This window comes from Phyllobacterium sp. GQ127 (genome assembly GCF_059758635.1).
On sequence record NZ_JCAXDZ010000003.1, the window covers coordinates 290,783 to 307,382 of the forward strand.

The window sequence follows — 16,600 nt, forward strand, 5'->3', positions numbered from 1 at the left end:
GATGAATTCTGCGCAATCGACTCATTCATAGACGATCATTAGGTCCTTTGCGTCGATTTGATCGCCTGAACGAACAAGCACTTCTGCGACCACCCCGTCACGCTCCGCACGCAGTGCAGTTTCCATCTTCATCGCTTCAATCGATAGAAGAACGTCACCCGCATTAACTTTCTGGCCTGCCGAGACGCCAACAGTCGATACAATGCCCGGCATCGGCGCGCCAACATGCTTCTCATTGGTAAGCTCTGCCTTACGTCTTACGCCGGCACCACTAGCCCCGTGGGTTCTGTCAGGAACTTTGACGCGCCGCGGTTGACCATTCATCTCAAAGAAGACCGTGCGCATGCCCTTTTCATCCGTCTCGCCCACGGCTTGATTGCGCACAACCAGGGTCTTCCCGCGTTCAATGGTAAGAAAGACTTCCTCTTCCTGTCCCAGACCATAAAAATAGACAGGCGTTGGCAAGACGCTGGTTGGACCATATGTATTGTGCGTCACAGCAAAATCAGTGAACACTTTGGGATACATCAGATAGGACGCAAATTCCTGATCGCTGATTTTGCGCTCCAGCTTCTCTTCGATTTCCTTGCGTTCCGCAGCAAGATCCGCAGCCGCCAGCAACGCGCCGGGACGCTCGGTAAAGGGCTTCTCGTCCTTCAATATCTTTTTCTGGATTTCCTTTGGCCAGCCTTGTGGCGGTTGGCCCAGATCACCGCGCATCATCGAAACAACGGAGTCGGGAAAAGAAATATCCTTCTCCGGATTCTTCACGTCTTCGACCGAAAGATCCTGGCTCACCATCATCAGAGCCATATCACCAACAACCTTCGATGACGGCGTTACTTTGACGATATCGCCAAACATCTGGTTGACGTCCGCATAGGCTTGCGCCACTTCGTGCCAGCGCGTTTCCAAGCCAAGCGAGCGGGCCTGTTCTTTGAGATTGGTAAACTGGCCACCCGGCATTTCGTGCAGATAGACTTCCGAGGCAGGCCCCTTCAAGTCACTCTCAAATGCGGCATACTGCGTGCGCACAGCTTCCCAATAGAACGAAATCCGGCGAATCCATTCTGGATCAAGACCCGGATCACGTTCCGTTCCTTTCAGCGCTTCCACAATGGAGCCAAGGCAAGGCTGTGAAGTATTCCCTGAAAGCGCATCCATAGCGGCATCGACCACATCGACGCCAGCATCCACCGCCGCCAGAACAGTGGCTGCGGCAATGCCGGACGTGTCATGGGTATGGAAGTGTAATGGCAAGTCCGTAGCTTCTCGCAAAGCCTTGAAAAGCACCTTGGCGGCGCCTGGCTTCAATAGACCAGCCATGTCCTTGACCGCTATGATATGCGCTCCGGCCTTCTCCACCTGCTGTGCCAGATCAACATAATATTTGAGATCATATTTCGGTCGGGCGGAGTTTAGAATATCGCCCGTGTAGCAGATCGCGGCCTCACAAAGCTTGTTCTCCTCCAGCACCGCATCCATGCTCACACGCATGTTTTCGACCCAGTTCAAACTGTCGAAGACGCGGAATACATCAATTCCACCGCGTGCGGCCTGTTGGACAAAATACTTTACAACATTATCCGGGTAACTTTTATAGCCAACACCATTGGCTCCCCGCAGCAACATCTGGAGCAGGATGTTTGGCGCCTGCTCACGGATTTCCGCCAGCCGCTCCCAAGGATCTTCCGTCAAAAACCGCATTGACACATCAAACGTCGCGCCGCCCCAACATTCCAGTGAGAAAAGTTGTGGCAGAGCGCGCGCATAAGTGCCTGCAACACGCGCAATATCATAGGTGCGCATACGTGTAGCAAGCAACGACTGATGGCCGTCGCGCATGGTGGTATCGGTGAACAAGACGCGTTTTTCGTTGCGCATCCATTCCGCGAATTTTTTCGGCCCTAACTGATCAAGAAGCTGTTTTGTCCCATCCGGAATAGGCGTTTCGATAAATGGAACGCGCGGCAATGCTGCCTCGGCAGGCGGGACTGCCCGTCCCTTGGTTTCCGGATGGCCGTTCACAGTCACATCAGCAAGGTAGGTCAGAAGCTTGGTCGCACGGTCCTGACGTTTAACTTGCTCAAACAGTTCTGGCGTCGTGTCGATAAACTTCGTTGTGTAAGTATTATCCGTGAACTTGGGGTGGGTAATGATTGCTTCTAGAAATGTCAGGTTCGTTGCAACACCGCGAATGCGGAACTCCCGCAAGGCACGATGCATGCGGTGGATGGTTTCCTCAGCGGTTGGAGACCAGGCGGTTATCTTCTCGAGCAGCGGGTCATAAAAGCGTGTGATGACCGCGCCGGAATAGGCAGTTCCACCATCAAGACGTATGCCGAAGCCCGTTGCCCCGCGATAGGCAGTGATACGGCCATAGTCGGGAATGAAATTCTGCTCCGGATCTTCCGTTGTGATGCGGCATTGCAAGGCATGACCATTTAGCCGGATATCTTTTTGGGCAGGAACCCCGGATTCCGGCGTACCAATCGTTGCGCCCTCAAGAATACGGATCTGCGCTTTGACAATATCAATACCGGTTACTTCTTCAGTAACCGTGTGTTCGACCTGAATACGCGGATTCACTTCGATGAAATAGAATTCATTGGTATCTGCATCCATCAGAAATTCGATGGTTCCAGCACCGATATAGGCCGTCTCCTTGGCGATCTTCAGGCCGTAATCGGCGATCTCCTTGCGCTGTTCCTCACTGAGATAAGGCGCTGGGGCACGTTCAACCACTTTCTGGTTACGTCTCTGAATCGAGCAGTCGCGTTCGAACAGATGAACCGCATTTCCATGCGTGTCGCCCAATATCTGTACTTCAACGTGTCTGGCGCGCTGGACCAGTTTTTCCAGATAAACTTCGTCTTTGCCAAAGGCTGCTTTGGCCTCGCGTTTGCCTTCGGTGACTTCACGGGCAATATCCTCCGGCTTGAAGATGGCCCGCATGCCGCGACCGCCGCCGCCCCAAGAAGCTTTGAGCATCACCGGATAGCCGATCTTCTCCGCCATCTCCTTGATGGTATCCATGTCATCCGGCAAAGGTTCCGTTGCAGGCACAACCGGGACACCAATTTCAATTGCCAGATTGCGGGCAGCAACCTTATTGCCAAGGCGGCGCATGGTTTCAGGCTTTGGGCCGATAAATGTTATGCCGGCTTCTGCGCACGCATCAGCAAATTCCGGGCTTTCTGACAAAAGTCCGTAGCCAGGGTGGATTGCATCAGCACCCGACAGCCGCGCTACGCGAATTATTTCTTCAATCGACAGATAACTCTCGATTGGTCCCATATCCTTTGCCAGATGCGGACCACGACCAACCTGATAGGATTCATCAGCCTTGAATCGATGCAAGGCAAGTTTGTCCTCTTCCGCCCATATCGCCACGGTTTTCATGCCAAGCTCATTGGCCGCACGGAATACGCGGATGGCAATTTCTGATCGATTGGCGACGAGGATTTTCTTGATGGGCAAAATGAAAACTCCGGGCGAGAAGCAAATCAAAATTGATTTGAGGTTTTTAAGACGGCTGAAAGATTGCTGCAGTGCAAACAATACATATTGATCACAGGAACAGGAAATTTCCAATAGCAAAATGCCCGGTACAAGACCGGGCATTCGCTAATGTCAAAGGCAGGAAAATTACTGCTGTGTATAGGTATACTTGCCGTCTTCGCCCTTCTTCCATTCGTACATGACGTAGCCTGGAAGCTTTGGATCGCCCTTTTCGTCGAAAGCAATGTCACCGAGCACAGTCTTGAATGGTCCTTTTTCCTTCATCGTCTTGGCGACGGTTTCAGGATCATTGGACTTGGCAAGTGTTGCTGCTGCGGCAATAACCTGCGTCGCTGCGTAGGAATACAGCGTGTAAGCTTCTGGTTCGAAGCCCTGTGCGCGGAATTTCTCAACGAGTTCCTTGTTTGCAGGATCCTTGCTTGGATCTGGACCGAACGTATTCAACGTGCCTGCAACTGCATCACCAGCAATTGAAGCCAATTCGTTCGATACGATGCCGTCACCGGAAATGAATGTAACTTTCAGGCCCTGATCGGCGAGCTGGCGAATGATCAGACCAGCTTCCGTGTGCAGACCGCCCCAATAAAGAACAGTTACACCAGCTTGTTTCGCCTTGGCGATAAGCGCGGAGAAATCCTTGTCGCCAACATTGACACCTTCATAAAGGGCTTCGGTTACACCCTTTGCATTCAGTGTCTTCTTGGTTTCGTCAGCAAGACCCTGGCCATATGGTGTCTTGTCATGAACGACAGCGATTTTGGCATCCTTGAACTTTTCGGCAATGTAACCGCCGGCAACGACGCCCTGCTGGTCATCACGGCCGCATGTACGGAATGTGTTCCACAGACCGCGTTCAGTGAATACCGGGTTGGTCGCAGCTGGTGTGATTTCCAGAATGCCGTTTTCCGCGTAAACTTCAGAAGCCGGGATTGAAACGCCGGAGTTGAAGTGACCGACAACAAACTTCACGCCGTCTGCAACAAATTTATTGGCAACCGAAATACCCTGCTTTGGATCGGAAACGTCATCGCCGAGCGAAAGCTTGATCTGCTCGCCATTTACGCCGCCAGCGGCATTGATTGCCGCAACGGCTGCCTCTGCGCCCTTCTGTAGCTGCGCACCAAATGCAGCATTCGGGCCGGTCATTGGGCCACCAACACCGATTAGAAGGTCAGCATAGGCGTTGCTGCTCAGAGCGAGCATCGCAGCGAATGCAACGCCTGAAAACAGTGACTTCTTCATTTGAAAACTCCCATTTTTCTAGGTACTTACCAAACCCCTCGCGACGATTTTTGGCATCGCTTAAGACTACATTTGCCGATTTTCCGGCGGTTGTCACGCTGATTCATTTCGCATCAGCGGGATAGATCAGGCTCCTGTTCTTTCCTTCCAATTGAAAGGAGAAACTTTTTCGTAGAGCCAGTGATATTGCCTCACCATCTGGTTTGTTCTTGTGTACTTATACCCCAGTGTTCCGATGATGATGAGAACGATAGTGTCGATGATGTAATAGTGCAGCGTGACCATTGTGCCGCCGAAAAGGGCAAAATGGATGAAGCGTACACCAACGCCCAGCAGCAGCATGTAGAAGACAAGGATAGCGATTGGCCGCCACGTCTTGGCGCAAGCCCGTCCAGCCATCCATGCGGCCCAGCCACCCATGACGCAGGTGACCAGAATGAACAGCCAGATGGAAGGTTCTTCGTATAATATGCCCTGCATGGCGAAGTTCTCCTTGCGGCCCTTTTGAGCCGTCTTGTCTTGTCAGTGACGCCCGCCTTCGAGATAGGCCGCCCGCACTTCCGGATTGGCCAGAAGGTCCTTGCTCGCGCCGCTCATCGTCACAATGCCGTTGACCATCACATAACCGCGGTCGGCAAGCTTCAACGCACCAAAGGCATTCTGCTCGACCAGAAACACGGTCAGGCCGGTTGTCTTGTTGAGTTCCTTGATCGCCTCGAAAATATGCTTGATGATCAGGGGAGCCAGGCCAAGCGAAGGTTCATCCAACAGCAGCAGCCGGGGCCGGGCCATCAGCGCGCGGCCAATGGCGAGCATCTGCTGCTCACCACCCGAAAGCGTTCCGCCACGTTGATTGATACGTTCCTTGAGACGCGGAAACAGGTCGAAGACCTTGCGCACGTCCTCATCGAAATATTCCAGCTTGTCGAGACTGGCACCCATCTGCAGATTTTCCTGCACGGTCATGCGCGGGAAAATCCGTCTGCCTTCAGGAGATTGTGCAATGCGCAGCCTTGCGATCTCATGCGTCGGCAACTGCGTGATATCCTTGCCATCGAACATGATGCGGCCCGAGCGCGCGCGGGGCATGCCGAAAATCGTCATCATCAGCGTTGATTTGCCTGCGCCATTGGCGCCGATCAGCGTGACGATCTCACCCGCATCCGCATGAACGGTCACACCGCTCAGCGCACGGATATTGCCATAATAGGTCTCGACATTCTCGATGCTGAGAAGAGCTTTATTCTCCGCCATTATTCAGCTCCTCCGCTCTTCTTGGGTGCCGGTTTCTTTTGGCTTGCCTTGGCCATGGCCTTGGCTTGGCCAATCCAGTCTTCGCGAGCAATGCGCCCGTCAAATGCCAGATAGGCCTCGGCCGCAATAACATCCGCTTTCTTCCAGGAAGCAATCTGATCGAAGTGAAATATGCCGTGCTCGTTGAGCTTGCGCTCATTAACCGGCCCAATGCCCTTGATATCGATCAATCTGTCGGCTTTCCCGCCACGTGGTGCCGCCAGCGCATTGGCTGTCGCGCCTGCCTTGATCTGTGAGGCCGAAGCCGCAGCTTTGGCTGGCGCCTTTGGTGCAGGCTTTTTTGCAGCCGCTGGTGCTGCTGCAGCGGGGGCGGCTTTCTTGGGTGCAGCGGGCCTTGTAGCGACGGGTTTTGCTGGTTCAGCTTTGGCTGGTGCAGCTTTCACTGGCGTTTTCTTCGCTGCTGGCTTGGCTTCTGAAGTTCCCGTCGCCGTGGACGCCGTTGTCCGTGCCGGCTTGGCTACAGACTGTTTTTTCGCTGCTGCGGGTTTTGCCGGGCGAGCCGGTCCCGTGGTAACGAGGCTGACAGCCGCCGCATCCGGATGGGTTTCTTCCAATTCATGAATAGCTTCGCTCGACATGAGATCGACGGCAGCAGTCAGGTCGTCAACACCAGCAGCTTCTGCCTGCTCAAGCATCTCGACGATTTCTTCGTCTTCAACGCCGAGATAGGCCGCAATAACCTTTGGATCGTTCTTCACGCTATCCGGCGTGCCGTCAGAAATCTTGGTGCCATATTCGAGCACGACGACATGATCGGAAATTTCCATCACAACCGACATATCGTGCTCGATCAAAAGGATGGATGTGCCTGTCTCGTCGCGAATGTCGAGCAGAAGCTTGTTAAGCTCAGCCGATTCACGTGCATTGAGGCCAGCAGCTGGTTCATCAAGGCAAAGCAATTCCGGTTCGGTGCACATGGCACGCGCAATTTCCAGACGGCGCTGCGCACCATAGGGAAGATCGCCAGCAGGATCATCGGCTCGATCCACAAGATTGATCTTTTCCAGCCAGAACCTGGCTTTCTCAATCGCGTCAGCCGCGGCCTTTTTGTAGGTCGGAAAGCCGAGCAACCCGAGTATCGTATAGCCCGATGACAGCATCAAAGGATTGTGCTGGGCAACGAGCAGATTCTCCAGAACAGTCAGGCCGGAAAACAGCCGGATATTCTGGAAAGTACGCGCCACTTTCGCCTTCTTGGTAATGACAAAATCCGCCATGCGTTCAAGCAGATATTCCTCACCATTCTGGCGGGTCATGGTCAACATGCCTTCAGTCGGCTTGTAGAAGCCGGTGATGCAGTTGAAGACCGTTGTCTTGCCTGCTCCGTTGGGGCCGATCAGTGCGGTGATGGCACCGCGCTTGGCCTCGAAGTTCAGATCGTTGATGGCGATCAGGCCACCAAACTTCATTGACAGGCGCTCTACACGCAAAATTGCGTTGTTATTTTTTTGCACTTCCGAAACCATCAGCCGTGCCCTTCTTTGGTGAATTCGCTCGATACCAGTTTTCGTTTGTGCAGGAATGCACTTGGTTCACGGTTCCCCACAAAACCTCGCGGCTTCCACACCATGACCACAATCATGGCCAAACCGAACAACAGCATGCGGTAGAGCTCCGGCGTAAAATCATTGCCGAAAATGTGCTTGAGGAATTCAAGCTCGCGCAATAGTTCCGTACCGCCGATCATGACAGCAGCAGCAATCGCAATACCGACGAGCGAACCCATGCCGCCCAGAACCACAATCGCAAGAATAATTGCAGATTCGAGGAAGACGAAACTTTCCGGGCTGACAAAGCCCTGACGCGCGGCGAAGAACGATCCGGCAAAACCGCCGAACATCGCGCCTGTGGCAAAGGCCGTCAGCTTGGTGGTTGTGGTATTGATACCGAGCGAGCGGCAGGCGATTTCATCCTCGCGCAAAGCTTCCCATGCGCGACCGATCGGCATGCGGCGCAGGCGTATGGTCACCCAGGCCGTCAAAAGTGCCAGAAGCAGGATCAGGTAATAGAGGAATATTTTGTAATAGACGCCGGAATTGGGCAGGCCGAGCAAATTGGCGAAGCCGCCGGGTCCGGGCGTGAACGGAATGCCGAACAATGTTGCCTTGGCGATACCGGAAATACCGAATGTACCCTTGGTAACGACGGTCCAGTTGATCAGCACAAGGCGAATGATTTCACCGAAGGCCAGGGTTACGATGGCAAGATAGTCGCCGCGCAGGCGCAGGACCGGAAAGCCCAGCACGATACCCCACAATGCAGCGAAGATACCTGCCATGGGCAAGAGAAGCCAGAATGACAGACCAAAATGCGACGACAGCAACGCGTAGGAATACGCCCCGACCGCATAGAAGGCGACATAGCCAAGATCCAGCAGCCCGGCCAGTCCGATAACAATGTTCAGACCCCATGCCAGCATGACATAGATGAGAATCTGGATACCGAAATTGTCGACATATTTGAGCGAGCCCTGCAGTCCGCCCATCATCGAGCCATTATAGAGCGCAAGCGTTCCGATCACTAAAAATGGATAGACAAACAGCAGCGCAAGACCGATTTTGGGAAAGCTCTTGCGAAAGGCAGACTGTTCTTTTGCCTCTTTTGCCGCAACGGTTCGCTTGCTCAGCGCGCGTGCTGCATTCCAGGGCGTGACATATGCCGTCAGCAGAAACCGGCCGACACCAGCAACCAGAACAAATATCGCAAGCAGGCCCCAACGCTGGTTTAGCACAAGCTCATTGCGAATATTCTGATCCGTGCGAAAGCCGACAATGAGAAGGAACAATCCCAAGGCAAGGGCGGCAGCGACCAGTCCTTCTTTCACCGCTTTGGCGAAATTAGATTCCGGGTTAGACGTTTGTACATCGGCCATATGCTTAAACCTTTTCGACTTCGGGCCGGCCGAGAATACCCGACGGCAGGAAGATCAGAACGATCGCCAGGATCGAGAATGCCGCAACATCCTTGTAGTCGATAGAAAAATAGGCCGACCAGAGAGCTTCAATCAGGCCAATCAGCAGTCCGCCGATCACCGCGCCCGGCAAAGAGCCGATACCGCCAAGAACAGCCGCCGTAAAAGCCTTTACACCGGGCGTAAAGCCATCCGTGAAGGAAATAACGCCATAGAACATCAGGTATAGCGTACCAGCGACAGCTGCGAGCATCGCGCCCATCACGAATGTCATGGAAATTGTTTTATCAACGTCAATGCCAAGCAAGGCGGCCATCTTGCGGTCCTGCTCACAGGAGCGCTGGGCTCTGCCTAGCGTCGTCTTGTTAACGAGGTACCAGAAGGCAACCAAAAGGATTGCGGTAACAATGATGATCACCATCTGCTTGTAAGCAATGCTGATATCGGTACCAGGAATTATAATGCCGCCATTGACCAGCGGTGGAATTGGCTTGTTGCGAGGGCCCTGTGTAACCTGCACAAAATTGGACAGCGCAATCGACATGCCGATAGCGGTGATCAATGGTGCCAGCCGGAAGGAACCGCGCAAGGGCCGATAAGCTAATCGCTCGATTGTCCAGCTCCAAAGGCCGGTCAACAGCATGGCGACAAGCATCATCAATAACAGCGCCAGCACAACCGGAACGCCACCGATAAATGTTGTTAATGCAAGAAAAACAATCATCGCCATAAAGGCGCCAAGCATGAATACATCGCCATGGGCGAAATTAATCATACCGATGATCCCATAGACCATCGTGTAACCAATGGCGATCAGGCCGTAAATTGAACCAAGCGTCAACCCATTGATCGATTGCTGGATGAAATACTCCATTGCAACGATACCCCTCGTTTTATTGGGAAGTTTCTTGTCCGGTTTTTTTATCCGGTTACTGTTGCCCCAACATTATTACACCTAGCGCGTGCAATACAGAAAGCAAATGCTTTTTTGCGACCCGCCACACACTTTATATTTGCTGGCACAGATTCTCCAGAATTTTGCACCAAATTTGTCCCAATCCTTGGCGTTTTTTACAGCGTATTCGTCCATTTTAGCAGAAATCACCACATGAGCGATAATTTTGCAATGCAGCGAAAAGCGTTACTTCACCACAAAACCGTGGGCAAACGGGTCCCGGTCATCTATAAAAATTGTATTGTAGCCGGTCATGCGCGCCCATCCCGCCACGGATGGAACAATCGCTGGCTTTTCTCCCACTGTCACCGCCTCTTCAACCCGCCCATGAAACAATGAGCCTATGATAGATTCGTGCACAAAATCATCGCCCGGCTTGAGTTTTCCCTTGGCCGCAAGCTGCGCCATGCGCGCTGATGTGCCCGTGCCGCAGGGTGAGCGATCAATCGCTTTGTCGCCGTAAAAAACAGCATTCCGCGCATGAGCCTCCGGATGAATCGGGGCTCCGGTCCACAGGATGTGGCTGAGTGTATTGATCCCGGGATTCTGCGGATGAACGAATGTGTAACGCTCATTCAAGCGCTCCCGCAACACAGGACTCCACCCGATCAGATCCAGCGCCCTGTAATCAGCCATATCCCTATAATTGGCCTGAGGTTCTACGATGGCGTAAAAGTTTCCTCCATAAGCCACATCGACAAGGAGCGTCCCCAGATCCGGACACTCGACTTCCAAACCCTCCTCATAAAGGAAGGCAGGTACGTTGGTGATTCGCACGCTCGTTACATATTGCCCCTCTTGTGTATATTCGGCGACGACAAGCCCGGCTGGCGTGTCCAGCCGCAAAATACCCGGCACTTTTGGAGTAACCAGTCCATGCTCGATCGCCATGGTCACGGTCCCGATCGTTCCGTGACCGCACATGGGAAGGCATCCGGATGTTTCGATAAACAGTATAGCGATATCGCAATCATCCCGTGTTGGAGGATAGAGTATCGAGCCCGACATCATGTCGTGTCCGCGAGGCTCAAACATCAAACCGGTTCTGATCCAGTCAAATTCGCTGAGAAAATGCGCGCGCTTTTCCATCATGGATGCGCCCGTCAGGTTTGGGCCACCGCCAGCCACCAGCCGAACTGGATTTCCGCAAGTATGGCCATCTATACAGAAGAATGAATGACGTGCCATCTGAGCTAACTCCTGAAGCGTTTGGGACTGTAAGGGTCAATCGATATAGAGGAAGCATGACCACCAATCAGATCGCTGATCAGCCGGGCTGTTACCCCAGATTGGGTAAGTCCGAGATGGCCATGCCCAAAAGCGTAGAGAACATCATCCGTCAATCGGGAAGTACCTATAACAGGAAGTGAATCTGGCGTCGAAGGCCGGTATCCCATCCATTGACGCCCACCCTTTGATTGCAATCCCGGCATGAATTGCTCAGCTTTACTCAACATGATTTCAGCGCGCTTGTAATTGGGTGGCAATTTCAAGCCGCCCAGCTCCACAGCACCGCCAACACGCACACCTGTTTCCAGCGGAGTAACCACAAACCCATGCCCGGAAAAGATCAATTGCCGTTTCAGATCGAAGGCGCCAACGGGCAGCGTCGTATTGTACCCACGCTCCGTTTCCAGCGGAATCCGATCACCAAGATTTTGGGCCAGATGATGTGACCAGGCTCCTGCAGCAACCACGATCTTGGCAGCATTGATTGTGCGCCCATCGGCAAAATGCGCAATTGCGCCCTGCTCTCCTGCACTTATTGAGGCAACTTCCCCTTGGTAAAAAATCGCACCATTCCGCTGCGCATAATTCCACAAACCTTCACCGACATGTTTTGGGTCGCTGACGGTCTTCCACCCAGGCACAAACGTTCCGGCGATGAACCGGGGGGAAAGGCCCGGCTGACACTCTCGCAACTGACTGCCCCGCAAATGCTCAAAGGCAATCCCGGCAGCGCGTCTCGCATTCCATCCGGATAACGACGCATTCAGTTCATCTTCACTCTCGTAAAGCTCCAATGAACCATCTTCACGGACCATCCGGCCGAGACCGGCGCGCTGCATCAGCCCGAGCATTTCAGGCTCAGCGAGACGCATCATCGCCCCTTGCGCCCGTACTGTATGCTCAAGCATGTCGGCGCTGCTGGCCCGCCAGAATCGATACAACCAGGGCAAAAGTTTTGGGAGGTATGACGGGCGGATAGTAAATGGACCAAGCGGGTCCATAAGCCAGCCAGGGACTTTTGCAAGCACGCCCTTCGAGGCCATCGGCAATATATCCGAAAAAGCCAAAGCTCCGGCATTGCCGGAGCTTGTTCCTTCGCAGATACCCTGACGGTCGACGACGAGTACTTTGCGGCCACTCTCTGCAAGAATAGCTGCTGTCGCTACACCGACAATACCGGCGCCGATAATCAGAATATCGATATTGTCTCTTGGCATGATCAATAAAGTGACACGAAACTCAAAGCGACGGCAACGCTGGACGTGAAGCTATTGCATCTCTCACTGTCTTTTCAACGGATGCTCGGCGGTCTCCGCGCAGAGGTTGACGCGGCAAACGTACACGATCATTCGTTCCGATCTCCAGCACTTCTGCCAGCTTGATATTCTGCACAAGATAGGTTGAAACATCGAGATCCAGAAGCGGGCGGAACCAACGGTAGATTTCCAGCGCCTCAGCGTAACGCCCCGCGAGCACAAGCTTGTAGATGGCTACTGTTTCTTTCGGGAAAGCTGTTACGAGACCTGCAACCCAGCCAACAGCACCGGCAGTCAATGCCTCAAAAGCAAGATTATCCACACCCGTGAACAGATCGAAACGCGTGCCGAACTCATTGATAATGTCCGTCGTGCGGCGAATGTCATCTGATGACTCTTTGATCGCAACAAAATGATCATCCGAAGCAAGCTCGGACAAGATCGCGCTGGTAACGTCGACGCGGTAGGCGATACGATTTGAATAAATCATCACTGGAAGATCGCCCGCAGCCGCAACGGCTTTCAATGTGGTGACCGTCTCTTCCGGGTCGGTATGATAGATGGGGCTTGGAACAAGCATCAGCCCGTCTGCACCTGCCTTGGCAGCGCGTTTTGCAAGAGCTGCACCGTCGCGGGTCGCGGCCTCATTGATTGTGAGCAGAACCGGCTTACCCTTGGCTACACCTTGCGCTATTTTCAGAACTTCAAGTTTTTCATCATGGCTAAGCATAGGGCCTTCGCCAAGCGAACCGGCAACAATCAGACCATCGCAGCCAGCCTCCATCAACAGGGAGAAGCAACGTTCCATTTCGCCGTGATCAAGCCTATCATCATCGGTGAATTTGCTGGTAACTGCGGGAAGAACACCTGACCACATGATCATACTCCTTGTTGATATATCAGAAATATATCTGTAGGATGCATTACTGTCAATCGTTTCATTGAAAGATCCTTGAACATGTTTCAAACCACTGCACATACACCCGTCCAATCAGGTGAAAGCCTCGCAGAACTGGCGTACCGGCAGATTGAAGAAATGATCGTCACGCTCAGCCTTGAGCCCGGCGCTATCGTCAATGAACGTGCGCTAACCGATATAACGGGAATGGGGCGCACACCTGTTCGGGAAGCGGTGCAGAAGCTTGCATGGGAAGGGTTGATGGAAATCAGACCCCGCTCAGGGATAGCGATTGCCGAACTGAATCCGCAGGATTTTTCCAAAGTTCTCGATGCCCGTGAAGGGATAGAACGCGTGTTGGCACGCGGTGCAGCGCAATTTGGTGCGCAGTTGCATCACCGCAGGTTAAGAGAAGCCTCCGATGCGATGAGCAAAGCGGTGAGTTCGGAGGATGTTGCCGGGTTTTTGACAGCCGATAAGACGTTCGACACTGTATTGGGTCAGGCCGCTGGAAATCCATTTGCAGCCCGCCTTGCCTCGCCCTTGCAAACCCATAGCCGGCGTTTCTGGTTTCGCCTGCAACGACCCGGCGGACTGCAACAGTCAGTCGCAGCGCATAAAGCGCTGATTGAAGCGATCATCAACCGCAATCCGGAACGTGCCGAAGATGCGGCAAGCAAGCTGATCGAACATCTCAGGGTACTTGCACCATAAAAAAGCCGCCGGCAAAATTGCAGGCGGCTTGATACTATTCCAGCAGAACAGCTTAATTCATTGTTGGAATAACAAATTCCGCACCATCCTTGACGCCCGAAGGCCAACGAGATGTGACCGTCTTTGTCTTGGTATAGAACCGGAATGCGTCCGGACCATGCTGGTTCAAATCACCAAAGCCTGAACCTTTCCAGCCACCGAATGTATAATAGGCGATTGGAACCGGGATCGGCACATTAATACCGACCATGCCGACTTGCACACGTGATGCAAAATCACGCGCCGCATCGCCATCGCGGGTGAAGATAGCGACGCCATTGCCATATTCATGCTCGTTAGGCAGACGAAGTGCATCTTCATAAGTGTCGGCGCGGACAATACCGAGCACCGGCCCAAAGATTTCCTCCTTGTAGATGCGCATGTCAGGCGTCACATTGTCGAAGAGGCAGCCACCCATATAGTAGCCATTTTCATAACCCTGCATCTTGAAGCCGCGCCCATCAACGACGAGGTTCGCGCCTTCTTTCACGCCAAGATCAACATAGCCCTGGATACGCTCAAGCGCCTGTTTCGTTACAACTGGACCGTAATCTGCCGTCAGGTCAGTAGACGGCCCGACCTTCAGAGCCTCAACGCGTGGAATAAGCTTTGCAACGAGACGGTCTGCTGTTTCCTTGCCCACTGGAACCGCAACCGAAATCGCCATGCAGCGCTCGCCAGCCGAGCCATAACCTGCACCGATCAGCGCATCCACTGTCTGATCCATATCAGCATCGGGCATGATGATCATATGGTTCTTGGCGCCGCCGAAGCACTGTGCACGCTTACCATTTGCCGTGGCACGGCTGTAAATATATTGAGCAATCGGCGTGGATCCGACAAAGCCAACTGCTTTGATGTCCGGGTCGTCGAGCAGCGTGTCCACGGCTTCCTTGTCGCCATTGACAACGTTGAAAATGCCTGCGGGCAATCCAGCTTCGATAAAGAGTTCGGCAAGGCGCATCGGCACGCCGGGATCACGCTCTGAAGGCTTCAGGACGAATGCGTTACCCGAGACAATGGCGGGGCCAGCTTTCCACAGCGGGATCATCGCCGGGAAGTTGAAGGGTGTTATGCCTGCAACGACGCCAAGCGGTTGACGCATCGAATATACATCAATGCCAGTGCCTGCACTGTCGGAAAATTCGCCCTTGAGCATGTGAGCCGCACCCAGGCAAACTTCAACAACTTCCAGACCGCGCTGGATATCGCCTTTGGCATCAGGGATGGTCTTGCCATGTTCGCGGGCAAGGAGTTCAGCCAATGAGTCGTATTCCGCTTCAACAAGTTCAAGAAACTTGCGCATGACACGAACGCGGCGCTGCGGATTGGTTGCTGCCCATGCAGGCTGAGCTGCTTTGGCGTTTTCCACGGCTGCGCGTACTTCGGCCGGAGTGGCCAGTGCAACCGTTCCCTGAATTGTACCATCCATGGGCTGAAAAATTTCGGTCGTGCGACCGCTTGTGCCAGCGACATGCTTGCCACCGATAAAATGTCCAACTTCGCGCATTGCGAGCAACCTCCCTTTGATGATCTTCGTATGCGGCATCATAGGCGCTTCAAAATGTTAAATGCAAGACGTGCAAAAGCGCATCCGTTGTGCAAAAAACAATGTAAGATACATTAGGAGGTGGTTGATGAACTGGGATGATGTCCGCATTTTCCTGAGCGTAGCACGTTCAGGCCAGATACTCGGCGCGGCGAAAAGGCTGGGCGTCAACCACGCGACGGTAGCAAGGCGACTAACGGCTCTGGAGACAGCGCTCAACACCAAGCTGCTGACCAGACGCACAAATGGTTGCGAACTGACGCGCGCGGGAGAAGAGTTTCTTCTTTCAGGCGAGCGTATGGAAGCGGAAATGCTGGCTGCGCGCTCTTCCCTCGGTGATGCTGACGTGGCCATATCCGGTTCAGTTCGCATCGGCGCGCCGGACGGATTTGGCGTAACTTTCCTGGCACCGCGGCTTGCCCGGCTAACGGCGAATTATCCGGATCTCAAGATTCAGCTTGTTCCGGTTCCACGTTCTTTCTCACTGTCACGGCGGGAAGCCGATATTGCAATTACCGTGGACCGTCCCGACCAGGGTCGTCTGGTCGCAAGAAAACTCGTCGATTACAGTCTGTGCCTCTATGCCAGCCGCGCTTATCTAGCCGCCCATCCCGCACCCCAATCAATCGAAGAACTACCCCAGCACCGACTGGTCGGCTATGTCGATGATCTGGTGATCAGCCAGTCACTGAATTATGCGCCGGAAATTACCCGCGAATGGCACCCTGGTTTTGAGATATCGAGTGCTTTGGGTCAGGTCGAAGCGGTCAAGGCTGGCGCTGGGATCGGCATTCTTCATACTTTTATCGCGCGCGAGCATGAGGAACTGGTAGCCATTATGCCAGAACGAAAAATCCGCCGCTCCTATTGGCTTTCCTATCACGAGTCAGTGCGTACGCTTCGCCGCATAACCGCAGTATCAGGTTTTATTTCCGATCTGGTTCACAGTGAAGCGAGCCGCTTTTCCTGA

General features: G+C 53.5%; 13 protein-coding genes. 2 read left to right on the top strand and 11 right to left on the bottom strand.

Annotated features, from left to right (window positions below; all coding sequences use genetic code 11):
• Window positions 1–21 precede the first annotated feature (21 nt).
• From pyc to AC6CHM_RS13475, 10 genes are all read right to left on the bottom strand, one after another.
• Window positions 22–3,480: a pyruvate carboxylase gene (gene pyc, locus AC6CHM_RS13430; protein WP_336440434.1), complete on the bottom strand. Its 3,459-nt coding sequence runs from the start codon at window positions 3,478–3,480 to the stop codon at window positions 22–24.
• Window positions 3,481–3,648: 168 nt separating this feature from the next.
• Window positions 3,649–4,764: a branched-chain amino acid ABC transporter substrate-binding protein gene (locus AC6CHM_RS13435; RefSeq protein ID WP_115054291.1), complete on the bottom strand. Its 1,116-nt coding sequence runs from the start codon at window positions 4,762–4,764 to the stop codon at window positions 3,649–3,651.
• Between the two features lie 126 nt (window positions 4,765–4,890).
• Window positions 4,891–5,244, bottom strand: a complete 354-nt coding sequence (locus AC6CHM_RS13440) for a DUF6867 family protein (protein ID WP_115054292.1) — start codon at window positions 5,242–5,244, stop codon at window positions 4,891–4,893.
• 42 nt (window positions 5,245–5,286) lie between these two features.
• Window positions 5,287–6,018 carry an ABC transporter ATP-binding protein gene (locus AC6CHM_RS13445; protein ID WP_115054293.1) on the bottom strand — a complete coding sequence of 244 codons (732 nt, stop codon included), beginning with the start codon at window positions 6,016–6,018 and terminating at the stop codon, window positions 5,287–5,289.
• Window positions 6,018–7,544: an ATP-binding cassette domain-containing protein gene (locus AC6CHM_RS13450; protein ID WP_337354246.1), complete on the bottom strand. Its 1,527-nt coding sequence runs from the start codon at window positions 7,542–7,544 to the stop codon at window positions 6,018–6,020. The genes AC6CHM_RS13445 and AC6CHM_RS13450 overlap by 1 nt, the downstream gene beginning before the upstream one ends.
• Window positions 7,544–8,950 carry a high-affinity branched-chain amino acid ABC transporter permease LivM gene (gene livM, locus AC6CHM_RS13455; protein WP_307281012.1) on the bottom strand — a complete coding sequence of 469 codons (1,407 nt, stop codon included), beginning with the start codon at window positions 8,948–8,950 and terminating at the stop codon, window positions 7,544–7,546. The genes AC6CHM_RS13450 and livM overlap by 1 nt, the downstream gene beginning before the upstream one ends.
• A gap of 4 nt (window positions 8,951–8,954) precedes the next feature.
• Window positions 8,955–9,863 carry a branched-chain amino acid ABC transporter permease gene (locus tag AC6CHM_RS13460; RefSeq protein WP_115054296.1) on the bottom strand — a complete coding sequence of 303 codons (909 nt, stop codon included), beginning with the start codon at window positions 9,861–9,863 and terminating at the stop codon, window positions 8,955–8,957.
• Between the two features lie 267 nt (window positions 9,864–10,130).
• A complete protein-coding gene (locus tag AC6CHM_RS13465) occupies window positions 10,131–11,132 on the bottom strand; it encodes a 4-hydroxyproline epimerase (RefSeq protein WP_115054297.1) in 1,002 nt (333 codons plus the stop codon).
• Window positions 11,133–11,137: 5 nt separating this feature from the next.
• Window positions 11,138–12,391: an NAD(P)/FAD-dependent oxidoreductase gene (locus tag AC6CHM_RS13470; RefSeq protein WP_498173676.1), complete on the bottom strand. Its 1,254-nt coding sequence runs from the start codon at window positions 12,389–12,391 to the stop codon at window positions 11,138–11,140.
• Between the two features lie 22 nt (window positions 12,392–12,413).
• Complete coding sequence (locus AC6CHM_RS13475; RefSeq protein ID WP_498173498.1) at window positions 12,414–13,307, bottom strand: dihydrodipicolinate synthase family protein; 894 nt, start codon at window positions 13,305–13,307, stop codon at window positions 12,414–12,416.
• Between the two features lie 81 nt (window positions 13,308–13,388).
• Between AC6CHM_RS13475 and AC6CHM_RS13480 the strand changes: the two genes are divergently transcribed.
• Complete coding sequence (locus AC6CHM_RS13480; RefSeq protein WP_307281017.1) at window positions 13,389–14,042, top strand: GntR family transcriptional regulator; 654 nt, start codon at window positions 13,389–13,391, stop codon at window positions 14,040–14,042.
• Window positions 14,043–14,094: 52 nt separating this feature from the next.
• Here the strand turns inward: AC6CHM_RS13480 and AC6CHM_RS13485 are convergent, their stop codons facing one another.
• Entirely contained in the window at window positions 14,095–15,591 is a 1,497-nt protein-coding gene (locus tag AC6CHM_RS13485; protein WP_115054765.1) for a CoA-acylating methylmalonate-semialdehyde dehydrogenase, read from the bottom strand.
• 127 nt (window positions 15,592–15,718) lie between these two features.
• Between AC6CHM_RS13485 and AC6CHM_RS13490 the strand changes: the two genes are divergently transcribed.
• Window positions 15,719–16,600: a LysR substrate-binding domain-containing protein gene (locus AC6CHM_RS13490; protein WP_115054301.1), complete on the top strand. Its 882-nt coding sequence runs from the start codon at window positions 15,719–15,721 to the stop codon at window positions 16,598–16,600.

What these genes read in the sequence shown, in the direction of transcription:
- AC6CHM_RS13435 (WP_115054291.1), bottom strand. Translation starts at nt 4,764, where the DNA reads ATGAAGAAGTCACTGTTTTCAGGCGTTGCATTCGCTGCGATGCTCGCT.
- AC6CHM_RS13440 (WP_115054292.1), bottom strand. Translation starts at nt 5,244, where the DNA reads ATGCAGGGCATATTATACGAAGAACCTTCCATCTGGCTGTTCATTCTG.
- AC6CHM_RS13445 (WP_115054293.1), bottom strand. Translation starts at nt 6,018, where the DNA reads ATGGCGGAGAATAAAGCTCTTCTCAGCATCGAGAATGTCGAGACCTAT.
- AC6CHM_RS13450 (WP_337354246.1), bottom strand. Translation starts at nt 7,544, where the DNA reads ATGGTTTCGGAAGTGCAAAAAAATAACAACGCAATTTTGCGTGTAGAG.
- livM (WP_307281012.1), bottom strand. Translation starts at nt 8,950, where the DNA reads ATGGCCGATGTACAAACGTCTAACCCGGAATCTAATTTCGCCAAAGCG.
- AC6CHM_RS13460 (WP_115054296.1), bottom strand. Translation starts at nt 9,863, where the DNA reads ATGGAGTATTTCATCCAGCAATCGATCAATGGGTTGACGCTTGGTTCA.
- AC6CHM_RS13465 (WP_115054297.1), bottom strand. Translation starts at nt 11,132, where the DNA reads ATGGCACGTCATTCATTCTTCTGTATAGATGGCCATACTTGCGGAAAT.
- AC6CHM_RS13470 (WP_498173676.1), bottom strand. Translation starts at nt 12,391, where the DNA reads ATGCCAAGAGACAATATCGATATTCTGATTATCGGCGCCGGTATTGTC.
- AC6CHM_RS13475 (WP_498173498.1), bottom strand. Translation starts at nt 13,307, where the DNA reads ATGTGGTCAGGTGTTCTTCCCGCAGTTACCAGCAAATTCACCGATGAT.
- AC6CHM_RS13480 (WP_307281017.1), top strand. Translation starts at nt 13,389, where the DNA reads ATGTTTCAAACCACTGCACATACACCCGTCCAATCAGGTGAAAGCCTC.
- AC6CHM_RS13485 (WP_115054765.1), bottom strand. Translation starts at nt 15,591, where the DNA reads ATGCGCGAAGTTGGACATTTTATCGGTGGCAAGCATGTCGCTGGCACA.
- AC6CHM_RS13490 (WP_115054301.1), top strand. Translation starts at nt 15,719, where the DNA reads ATGAACTGGGATGATGTCCGCATTTTCCTGAGCGTAGCACGTTCAGGC.